Annotated in this window: 8 protein-coding genes and 1 tRNA gene; 6 read left to right on the plus strand and 3 right to left on the minus strand. The window is 67.0% G+C overall.

Features of this window, described 5'->3' with window-relative positions; genetic code table 11:
- The first annotated feature begins 1 nt into the window (after position 1).
- The 3 genes from KCH48_RS20170 to KCH48_RS20180 are packed head-to-tail and all read left to right on the plus strand — an operon-like array spanning position 2 to position 3,353.
- Positions 2-1,786, plus strand: coding sequence for a branched-chain amino acid ABC transporter permease (locus tag KCH48_RS20170; RefSeq protein ID WP_210575976.1), 1,785 nt, complete (start codon positions 2-4; stop codon positions 1,784-1,786).
- A 5-nt stretch (positions 1,787-1,791) separates the two neighbouring features.
- Positions 1,792-2,640 carry an ABC transporter ATP-binding protein gene (locus KCH48_RS20175; RefSeq protein ID WP_210575978.1) on the plus strand — a complete coding sequence of 283 codons (849 nt, stop codon included), beginning with the start codon at positions 1,792-1,794 and terminating at the stop codon, positions 2,638-2,640.
- Positions 2,637-3,353, plus strand: a complete 717-nt coding sequence (locus tag KCH48_RS20180) for an ABC transporter ATP-binding protein (RefSeq protein WP_210575980.1) — start codon at positions 2,637-2,639, stop codon at positions 3,351-3,353. Before KCH48_RS20175 ends, KCH48_RS20180 begins: the two co-directional genes overlap by 4 nt.
- A gap of 77 nt (positions 3,354-3,430) precedes the next feature.
- Here KCH48_RS20180 and KCH48_RS20185 read toward each other — a convergent pair whose 3' ends face one another.
- Positions 3,431-4,090 carry an ANTAR domain-containing response regulator gene (locus tag KCH48_RS20185; protein ID WP_210575983.1) on the minus strand — a complete coding sequence of 220 codons (660 nt, stop codon included), beginning with the start codon at positions 4,088-4,090 and terminating at the stop codon, positions 3,431-3,433.
- Between the two features lie 101 nt (positions 4,091-4,191).
- Here KCH48_RS20185 and KCH48_RS20190 point away from each other — a divergent pair.
- Positions 4,192-4,264, plus strand: a tRNA-Leu gene (locus tag KCH48_RS20190).
- 106 nt (positions 4,265-4,370) lie between these two features.
- A complete protein-coding gene (locus KCH48_RS20195; protein ID WP_210575985.1) occupies positions 4,371-5,150 on the plus strand; it encodes a helix-turn-helix domain-containing protein in 780 nt (259 codons plus the stop codon).
- An 8-nt stretch (positions 5,151-5,158) separates the two neighbouring features.
- Here the strand turns inward: KCH48_RS20195 and pyk are convergent, their stop codons facing one another.
- Entirely contained in the window at positions 5,159-6,589 is a 1,431-nt protein-coding gene (gene pyk, locus KCH48_RS20200; protein WP_210575986.1) for a pyruvate kinase, read from the minus strand.
- Between the two features lie 139 nt (positions 6,590-6,728).
- Positions 6,729-7,439, minus strand: coding sequence for an SIMPL domain-containing protein (locus tag KCH48_RS20205; RefSeq protein WP_210575987.1), 711 nt, complete (start codon positions 7,437-7,439; stop codon positions 6,729-6,731).
- Positions 7,440-7,620: 181 nt separating this feature from the next.
- Here KCH48_RS20205 and KCH48_RS20210 point away from each other — a divergent pair, with 181 nt between their 5' ends.
- Positions 7,621-9,426: a bifunctional UDP-sugar hydrolase/5'-nucleotidase gene (locus KCH48_RS20210; RefSeq protein WP_210575988.1), complete on the plus strand. Its 1,806-nt coding sequence runs from the start codon at positions 7,621-7,623 to the stop codon at positions 9,424-9,426.
- Positions 9,427-9,868: the final 442 nt, after the last annotated feature.

A 9,868-nucleotide genomic window follows, 5' to 3' on the forward strand; every position in this document is an offset into this window, starting at 1 on the left:
GATGACCGACATCACCAAGACCACCGCCGCCACCCGCGGACTCATCCCCCTGCCCCTCGCGGCAGCCCGCGCGCTCCTCCTCCTCGGAGGCATCGCCACCGCCGCATCCGCCTTCCTCGCCTGGACCTGGACCAAGGAATTCCCGGGCAACCTCACCATCACCGGGTACCCCGGCGGCCTCCAGTGGCTCACCTTCACCGCCGGCGTCCTCACCGCCCTCTTCGCCCTCGCCGCCTACGGCATCCGAGGCCTCGGCTGGCTCGTACCAGGCCGCAACAACGCGCCCCTCGCCCTGCTCGCCCTCGGCGGCCTCGGCGTCACCTGGTACACCGTCATCGCGATCACCGTCGACCTCGGCGGCGTCGTCAACCTCGAACCCGGCGGCTGGATCGCGGTCATCGCCTCACTCCTGCCCGTCATCGGCGCCTTCGCCCTCCCCGAGAAGCGCACCGACGACACCAAGGAAAACCTCAAGGCGTACCTCGCCAAGCCCGACGGCTTCCCCGCCCCCCAGCCGCTCGGCGGATGGGCAGAACGCGCCGTCATCACCGTCGTCACCGTCATCGGTCTCTTCGTCTTCACCTACGGCATCGACACCGAGTACGGCGAACTCTTCATCGGCTACCTCATCGTCGTCATCTTTGCCATCTGGGCCCTGCACACCGCGGGCCTCATGGACCGCTTCTCGCGCATCGTCGCCCACAACCGCAGCTTCACGCTCGCCATGGGCTTCGTCGCCGCGATCGCGTTCCCCTTCACCCAGACCGACGACCACTACGCCAACATCGGCGTCAACATCCTGATCTTCGGGACCGTCGCCCTCGGCCTGAACATCGTCGTCGGCCTCGCCGGACTCCTCGACCTCGGATACGTCGCCTTCCTCGGCGTCGGCGCCTACACCGCCGCCCTCGTCTCCGGCTCCGAGTTCTCCACCTTCTCCGGCGTCCAGTTCCCCTTCTGGGCCGCCGCCCTCACCGGCGCCGCCGCATCACTGGTCTTCGGCGTCCTCATCGGCGCCCCCACCCTGCGACTGCGCGGCGACTACCTCGCCATCGTCACCCTCGGCTTCGGAGAAATCTTCCGCATCGCCGTCAACAACATGGACGGCGACTCCGGCCCCGACATCACCAACGGACCCAACGGCATCCCGTCCATCCCGGACCTCAAGCTCTTCGGGTTCAACCTCGGCGAATCCCACGACATCGGCGGCTTCACCCTCGGCCGCTTCGCCAACTACTACCTGCTGATGGTCCTCATCATGGCCATCGTCGTCCTCGTCTACACCCGCGCCGCCGACTCCCGCATCGGCCGCTCCTGGATCGCCATCCGCGAAGACGAAACCGCCGCCACCGCCATGGGCATCAACGGCTTCCGCGTCAAACTCATCGCCTTCGCCCTCGGCGCCGCCCTCGCCGGCCTCGCCGGCACCGTCAGCGCCCACGTCACCTACAGCGTCGTACCGACGCCCTACCAGTTCGCCGGCTCCACACCCCCGAACTCGGCATTCCTCCTCGCAGCAGTCGTCCTCGGCGGCATGGGCACAGTCGCAGGCCCCATCCTCGGCGCCGCCCTGCTCTACCTGCTCCCCGAGAAGCTCGTCTTCCTCCAGGACAAGTCACTGCTCGCCTTCGGCGTCGCGCTCATCCTCCTGATGCGCTTCCGCCCCGAAGGCATCATCGCCAACCGCCGCCAGCAACTCGAATTCCACGAGACCGGCCAACTCGACGTACCAGACACCACAACACTGACCGGCGAACCAGCCGCCGTCACCAAGACGGGGGCGTGAGCACCATGACTACACCAGTACTCGAAGCCCGCGGCGTCACCATGCGCTTCGGCGGCCTCACCGCCGTCCGCTCCGTCGACTTCACCGTCAACACAGGCGAAATCGTCGGCCTCATCGGCCCCAACGGCGCCGGCAAGACAACCTTCTTCAACTGCCTGACCGGCCTGTACATCCCGACCGAAGGCACCGTCTCCTACAAGGGCACCGTCCTGCCGCCCAAGCCACACCTGGTGACACAGGCAGGCATCGCCCGCACCTTCCAGAACATCCGCCTCTTCGCCAACATGACGGTCCTCGAGAACGTCCTCGTCGGCCGCCACACGCGGACAAAGGAAGGCCTGTGGTCCGCACTGCTGCGCGGCCCCGGGTTCAAGAAGGCGGAAAAGGCCAGCGAGGAACGGTCCATGGAACTCCTCGAGTTCATCGGCCTCGCCCACAAACGCGACCACCTCGCCCGCAACCTCCCCTACGGCGAACAGCGCAAGCTGGAGATCGCGCGGGCAATGGCGTCCGAGCCGGGCCTGCTCCTGCTGGACGAACCCACCGCCGGCATGAACCCCCAGGAGACGCGAGCCACCGAGGAACTGGTCTTCGCCATCCGCGACATGGGCATCGCCGTCCTCCTCATCGAGCACGACATGCGCTTCGTCTTCAACCTGAGCGACCGAGTCGCCGTCCTCGTCCAGGGCGAAAAACTCGTCGAAGGCACATCGGAGGTCGTCCAGGCAGACGAGCGAGTCATCGCCGCCTACCTCGGCGAACCCTTCGAAGGAGCCCCCGGCGAGGCGGAAGCCGCCGAGGTCGCGGCCGCCGAAGCGCAGAGCAGCACCAGCACCAAGGGAGAAGCCCAGTGACCGCACTCCTCGAAGTCGAGGACCTCCGGGTCTCCTACGGCAAGATCGAAGCCGTCAAAGGCATCTCCTTCAGCGTCGAAGCCGGCGAAGTCGTCACCCTCATCGGCACCAACGGCGCCGGCAAGACGACCACCCTGCGCACCCTCTCGGGCCTCCTGAAGCCGACCGGCGGAAAGATCCTGTTCGACGGCAAACCCCTCACCGGCGTCGCCGCCCACAAGATCGTCTCCCTCGGCCTCGCCCACTCCCCCGAAGGCCGACGCATCTTCCCCCGCCTCACCATCTTCGAAAACCTCCAACTCGGCGCGTTCCTCAGGAACGACAAAGAGGGCATCGAAAAGGACATCCAACGGGCCTACGAGCTGTTCCCCATCCTCGGCGAACGCCGAAACCAGGCAGCAGGCACCCTGTCCGGCGGCGAACAGCAAATGCTCGCCATGGGCCGCGCCCTCATGTCCCAGCCGAAGCTGCTCATGCTCGACGAACCCTCCATGGGCCTCTCGCCGATCATGATGCAGAAGATCATGGCGACGATCGTCGAACTCAAGTCCCAGGGCACGACGATCCTCCTCGTCGAACAGAACGCCCAGGCCGCGCTGTCCCTGGCCGACCACGGACACGTCATGGAAGTCGGCAACATCGTGCTGTCGGGCAGCGGGCAGGACCTGCTGCACGACGAGTCGGTACGCAAGGCATACCTCGGCGAGGACTGAGATCCATTCGCCGATACGACGAGGCCCGCGCCCCCATCCGGGAGCGCGGGCCTTCGTGCATGCTCGCTTGCGGAGCCTCAGCCCTTGTTGTTGCCCTTCTTCTCCTCGGCGTCCTGAATGACCGCCTCGGCAACCTGCTGCATCGACATCCGGCGATCCATCGACGTCTTCTGAATCCACCGGAACGCCGCCGGCTCGGTCAGCCCGTACTCCGTCTGAAGGATCGACTTCGCACGGTCGACCAGCTTGCGAGTCTCCAGCCGCAGGGAGAGGTCCGCGACCTCCTTCTCCAGCTCCTTCAGTTCCGTGAACCGGGAGACGGCCATCTCGATCGCCGGAACGACGTCACTCTTGCTGAACGGCTTCACGAGGTACGCCATGGCACCGGCGTCCCGGGCCCTCTCGACGAGGTCGCGCTGTGAGAAGGCGGTCAGCATGAGGACGGGGGCGATGCGCTCCTCGGCGATCTTCTCGGCAGCAGAGATCCCGTCGAGCTTCGGCATCTTCACATCAAGGATCACAAGATCCGGCTTGTGCTCCCGGGCCAGCTCCACGGCCTGCTCACCGTCACCGGCCTCACCGACGACGCTGTACCCCTCCTCCTCCAGCATCTCTTTCAGATCGAGCCGGATCAGTGCCTCGTCTTCGGCAATGACGACACGGGTCGTCAGCGGAGGCACGTGCGACTTGTCGTCGTCGGGCGCGTCTACGGGCTGGGGCGACTCGGGGGCGGTCACGGGGGCTCCTCGTTCAGGGCAGGGGTGCTGCTCCCAAGAGACTACCTAGCTGCGGTATGGTGGTGTCACGGCGGGTGACCGCTGACCTTCGTTTCGAAGGGGCCCCGGTAGCCCAGCGGTAGAGGCCATGGATTCAAAACCCATACAGCGTCGGTTCGAATCCGACTCGGGGCACTTTTCCTTGGATTGCAAGGTCATCACTCGAAAGCGGATGTCCACGTTCTCGTGAACATCCGCTTTTTGTTGCGTGTCGCCACGATCACTCTCACAGAGTGGCCGTATGGAACAGCACAGCCCTTCGACCCGCGCTCAAGCTGTCGCACTTATGCGCCAAGGCATGCCGAACCGCCTGGTGGCGGCTCGCCTCAATGTCCCGCGAGGGACCGTCGGCTGGTGGCGCAGCGAGGACCGCAAGGTCCGAGGCGAAACGTACGAGCAGCCCACGGACTGCCCTCAATGCACAGGCCTCGACTTCGACGGAGCCGCGTACGCCTACCTTCTGGGCCTCTACCTCGGCGACGGCCACATCATCTCGAAGCGCAAGCAGCACCACTTGTCCGTCTTCTGCAACGCCACGCAAAGGGGCCTGATCACCGCCGCCGAGGAGGCGATGCGCAAGGTGATGCCCTTGCCGAGCGTGAAGCAGCGCTACAAGCCGGGATGCGTCGAGGTGAAGTCGTACACCAAGCACTGGACCTGCATGTTCCCCCAGCACGGCCCCGGCAAGAAGCACGAGCGCCGCATCGCCCTTGAACCCTGGCAGCAGGCCATCGTCGACGCTCACCCCTGGGAGTTCATCCGGGGCCTCATCCATTCAGACGGTTGCCGGATCACCAACTGGACCACTCGAATCGTCGCCGGTGAACGTAAGCGCTACGAATACCCCCGGTACTTCTTCACCAACGTCTCCGACGACATCCGTCAGCTCTACACCGACACCTTGGACAAGCTCGGCATCGAGTGGACGCACTGCACCCGCAATGGCAACCCGTACAACATCTCCGTCGCAAAGAAGGCCTCGGTAGCGCTCCTGGACACTCACGTAGGGCCGAAGCACTGAAAGCCCGCCTACTTGTCGTCCTCCCCGATGTGATGCACCCGGACCAGGTTCGTCGACCCCGAGACGCCGGGCGGTGAACCTGCCGTGATGACGACGACGTCGCCCTGCTGGCAGCGGCCGTACTTCAGGAGGAGCTCGTCCACCTGGTCGACCATCGCGTCGGTGGAGTCGACGTGCGGGCCGAGGAACGTCTCCACGCCCCATGTCAGGTTGAGCTGGGATCGCGTGGCCGGTTCGGGCGTGAAGGCGAGGAGGGGGATCGGCGAGCGGTAGCGGGACAGGCGGCGGGCCGTGTCGCCGGACTGGGTGAAGGCGACCAGGAACTTGGCGCCCAGGAAGTCGCCCATTTCCGCGGCCGCACGAGCCACCGCACCGCCCTGCGTGCGGGGCTTGTTGCGTTCGGTCAGTGGCGGGAGGCCCTTCGCGAGGATGTCCTCCTCGGCCGCTTCGACGATCTTCGCCATCGTCTTGACGACCCCGATGGGGTACTTGCCGACGCTCGTCTCGCCGGACAGCATCACCGCGTCCGTCCCGTCGATGACCGCGTTGGCGACGTCGCTCGCCTCCGCCCTCGTGGGGCGGGAATTGTCGATCATCGAGTCCAGCATCTGGGTCGCCACGATCACCGGCTTGGCGTTCCTCTTCGCCAGCTTGATCGCGCGCTTCTGGACGATCGGGACCTGCTCCAGCGGCATTTCCACGCCGAGGTCTCCGCGGGCGACCATGATGCCGTCGAAGGCGGCAACGATGTCCTCGATCGCTTCGACGGCCTGCGGCTTCTCCACCTTGGCGATCACCGGGAGGCGGCGGCCCTCCTCGTCCATGATCCTGTGCACGTCGTCGATGTCGCGTCCGCTGCGGACGAAGGAGAGGGCGATGACGTCGCAGCCCATGCGCAGGGCCCAGCGGAGGTCGGCTTCGTCCTTGTCGGAGAGGGCGGGGACGGACACTGCGACGCCGGGGAGGTTGAGGCCCTTGTTGTCGGAGACCATGCCGCCTTCGACGACTGTGGTGTGGACGCGGGGGCCGTCGACCTGGGTGACTTCGAGGCAGACTTTGCCGTCGTCGACGAGGATGCGCTCGCCGGCGGTGACGTCTGCGGCGAGGCCTGAGTACGTGGTTCCGCACTGCGCGCGGTCGCCCTGCGCGTCTTCTTCGACGGTGATGGTGAAGGTGTCGCCGCGTTCAAGGAGTACGGGGCCTTCGGTGAAGCGGCCGAGTCGGATCTTCGGGCCTTGAAGGTCGGCGAGGATGCCGACGCTGCGGCCGGTCTCGTCGGAGGCCTTGCGGACGTGCTGGTAACGCTCCTCGTGTTCGGCGTAGCTGCCGTGGCTGAGGTTGAATCGGGCGACGTCCATTCCGGCTTCGACCAGTGCCTTGATCTGGTCGTATGAGTCGGTGGCGGGGCCCAGGGTGCAGACGATCTTTACTCGGCGCATGGTGTGAGCCTAGGGCTTACCGGTGGGTAGAGAATTGGTCGCGCATGACTACTCAACAACCTTTACGTGAAGGGTTATTGACAAGTGTTGAATTGTGCGGCGGGGTGCTCCGATGAGCATTTCGCGGGCTGTCGCGTATTCACAGGCGGGGCGGTGCCATCGTAAAGCGGGCGTTGACCTGGGCGTGGACGCGTTGGCGTTGGGGTTCGAGGTCGAGGGGGGCGGCGGCGTCTTCGGCGGCGAAGGCCGCGGAGCGCATGCGGGCGTTGCCGGGGACTGCGTGCGGCTCGTGGTTTTCGGCGCCGATGTCGGCCAGTTCCACGAGTGCCGCGAGTGAGGTGCCGAGTGCTTCGGCGTACTCCCTCGCCCGCTGGACGGCTTCTTTCACGGCTTGCTGGCGGGCTTGGCGGTGGGCGGGTGAGTCGGGGCGGAGGGCCCATGTGGGGCCGTCGACGCGGGTGAGTTCTTGGTCGGCGAGGCGGGTGGTGAGTTCGCCGAGGGCGGTGAAGTCGGTGAGTTCGGCGGTGATGTGGACGCGGCCGTGGTAGGCGTGGATGCGTTCGCCGCGGCCGTGTTTGGTGAGTTCGGGGGTGATGGAGAAGGCGCCGGTTTCGAGGCGTTCGACTGCGTCGCCGTAGGTTTTGATGAGGTCGAGGGTGGTGGTGTTGCGGCGGGTGAGGTCGTCGAGGGCGGTGCGGCGGTCTTTGCCGCGGGTGGCGACGGTGACGACGATGCGGGCGATTTCGGGGTCGACTTCGAGGCGGGCTTCGCCGCGGACGGCGATGCGGGGGGCTTCGGGGGTGCCGTAGGGGACGGCGGGGTGGGGGTCGTCTGTGGGTGGTGTGGCCATACGCCCCACTCTGTCACGCCTTACTCGCTTACGGAGTGGGCGAGTTCACGGGGTGGGTCATCAGATCGAAACCTGTGGGGCCTGTTGCTGCTGGGCATGTCCGGGTCAGAATCTACGCGCGTTGTCGACCGCGTTTCGGTCTACGCGCGTCATCGACCGTGGCCCGAGGAGTTGTCCAGAGATGCCGTTGAACCGTCGGAAGTTCCTGCAGAAGTCCGCCGTGACCGGGGCGGGGGTGGCGATCGCCAGTGCGGCGGCGGCTCCGGCGGCCGAGGCCGCGGAGGCGAAGAAGGGGCACAAGCCGGTGAAGCGGTACGCGTTCACGGTGATGGGCACGACGGATCTGCATGGGCACATCTTCAACTGGGACTATTTCAAGAACGCGGAGTACACGGACGCCAAGGGCAATGCGCAGGGTCTGGCGCGGGTTTCGACGTTGGTGAATCAGGTCCGGGAGGAGAAGGGCCGCCGCAATACGCTGTTGCTGGATGCGGGTGACACGATCCAGGGCACTCCGCTGACGTATTACTACGCGAAGGTGGATCCCATCACCGCCGAGGGCGGGCCGGTTCATCCGATGGCCGCGGCGATGAACGCGATCGGGTATGACGCGGTGGCGTTGGGCAATCACGAGTTCAATTACGGCATCGAGACGCTGCGGAAGTTCGAGGAGCAGTGTGATTTCCCGCTGCTGGGTGCGAACGCGCTGGACGCGAAGACGCTCAGGCCCGCTTTCCCGCCGTATTTCATGAAGACGTTCCGGGTGCCGGGCGCTCCGCCGGTGAAGGTGGCCGTACTGGGGCTGACCAATCCGGGGATCGCGATCTGGGACAAGGCGTATGTCGAGGGGAAGCTGACGTTCCCGGGTCTGGAGGAGCAGGCGGCGAAGTGGGTGCCGAGGCTGCGGTCGATGGGCGCGGATGTGGTGGTGGTGTCGGCGCACTCGGGTTCGTCGGGTACGTCGTCGTACGGTGATCAGCTGCCGTACATCGAGAACTCGTCGGCGCTGGTGGCTCAGCAGGTGCCGGGCATCGACGCGATCCTGGTGGGGCATGCGCACACGGAGATCGCTGAGCTGCTGGTCACGAATGAGAAGACCGGCAAGACCGTGGTGTTGTCGGAGCCGTTGTGCTTTGCGGAGCGGTTGTCGCTGTTCGACTTCGAGTTGGTCTTGGAGAAGGGCTGCTGGCGGGTCGAGTCGGTGAAGGCGACGGTGCGCGATGCGAACACGGTCGCCGATGACCCGAGGATCACGAAGCTGCTGAAGGACGATCACGACATCGTGGTCGAGTACGTCAACCAGGTCGTCGGCACGGCCACGGCGACGTTGACGACGGTGGACGCCCGGTACAAGGACGCCCCGATCATCGATCTGATCACGAAGGTTCAGGAGGACGTGGTCAGGGCGGCGCTGGCGGGTTCGGAGTACGCGTCGCTGCCGGTGATCGCGCAGGCGTCGCCGTTCTCGCGGACGTCGGAGATTCCGGCGGGGGATGTGACGATCCGGGATCTGTCGAGTCTTTATGTGTACGACAACACGCTGGTCGCGAAGTTGATGACGGGTGCGCAGCTCAAGGCGTACCTGGAGTATTCGGCGGAGTATTTCGTGCAGACGGCGCCGGATGCGGCGGTCGATGTGGAGAAGCTGACGAACGCGGGTGGCCGTCCGGATTACAACTACGACTACGTGTCGGGGCTGTCGTACGAGATCGACATCGCGCAGGCGGCGGGTTCACGGATCAAGAACCTGACGTACGACGGTGCGGCACTGGACGGGGACCGGAAGTTCGTGTTCGCGGTGAACAACTACCGGGCCAATGGCGGGGGTGCGTTTCCGCATGTGGCGTCGGCGCAGGAGGTGTGGGCGGAGTCGACCGAGATCCGTACGCGGATCGCGGAGTGGGTGACGGCGAAGGGTGTGCTGGATCCGAAGGACTTCGCGTCGGTGGACTGGAAGTTGACGCGGGGCGGTACGCCCGTGTTCTAGGGCGCGGGCGTGGGTCAACGGCGTCGGGGCGTTCGCGCTCCGGCGCCGTTGTCGTTGTCGTGTCAGCGTCCGTCGAGGAGGGGGGTGAGGGGGCGGGGTCGGCGGGCGGCTGGGGGGGGGGGGGGGGGGTGGGGCGCGCGGGGGGGGGGGGGGGGGCGGCGGGGGGGGGGGGGGGGGGCGGGGGGGGGGGGGGGGGTGGGGGGGGGGGGGCGGGGGCTGGGGGGGCGGGGGGGGGGGGCGGGGCGGGGGGGGGGGGGGCGGGGGGGGGGGGTGCGGGGGGGGGGGGGGCGGGGGGGGAGGGGGGGGGGGGGGGGGGGGGGGGGGGGGGGGCGGCGGGGGGGGGGGGGGGCGTGGGGGGGGGGGCGGGGGGGGGGGGGGGGGGGTGGGGGGGGGGGGGGGGGGGGGGGGGGGGGGGGGGGGGGGGGGGGGGGGGGGGGGGGGG

This window comes from Streptomyces sp. GESEQ-4 (genome assembly GCF_017948455.1).
GTDB lineage: Bacteria > Actinomycetota > Actinomycetes > Streptomycetales > Streptomycetaceae > Streptomyces.

What these genes read in the sequence shown, in the direction of transcription:
- KCH48_RS20195 (WP_210575985.1), top strand. Translation starts at nt 4,371, where the DNA reads ATGGAACAGCACAGCCCTTCGACCCGCGCTCAAGCTGTCGCACTTATG.
- KCH48_RS20170 (WP_210575976.1), top strand. Translation starts at nt 2, where the DNA reads ATGACCGACATCACCAAGACCACCGCCGCCACCCGCGGACTCATCCCC.
- KCH48_RS20175 (WP_210575978.1), top strand. Translation starts at nt 1,792, where the DNA reads ATGACTACACCAGTACTCGAAGCCCGCGGCGTCACCATGCGCTTCGGC.
- KCH48_RS20205 (WP_210575987.1), bottom strand. Translation starts at nt 7,439, where the DNA reads ATGGCCACACCACCCACAGACGACCCCCACCCCGCCGTCCCCTACGGC.
- pyk (WP_210575986.1), bottom strand. Translation starts at nt 6,589, where the DNA reads ATGCGCCGAGTAAAGATCGTCTGCACCCTGGGCCCCGCCACCGACTCA.
- KCH48_RS20210 (WP_210575988.1), top strand. Translation starts at nt 7,621, where the DNA reads ATGCCGTTGAACCGTCGGAAGTTCCTGCAGAAGTCCGCCGTGACCGGG.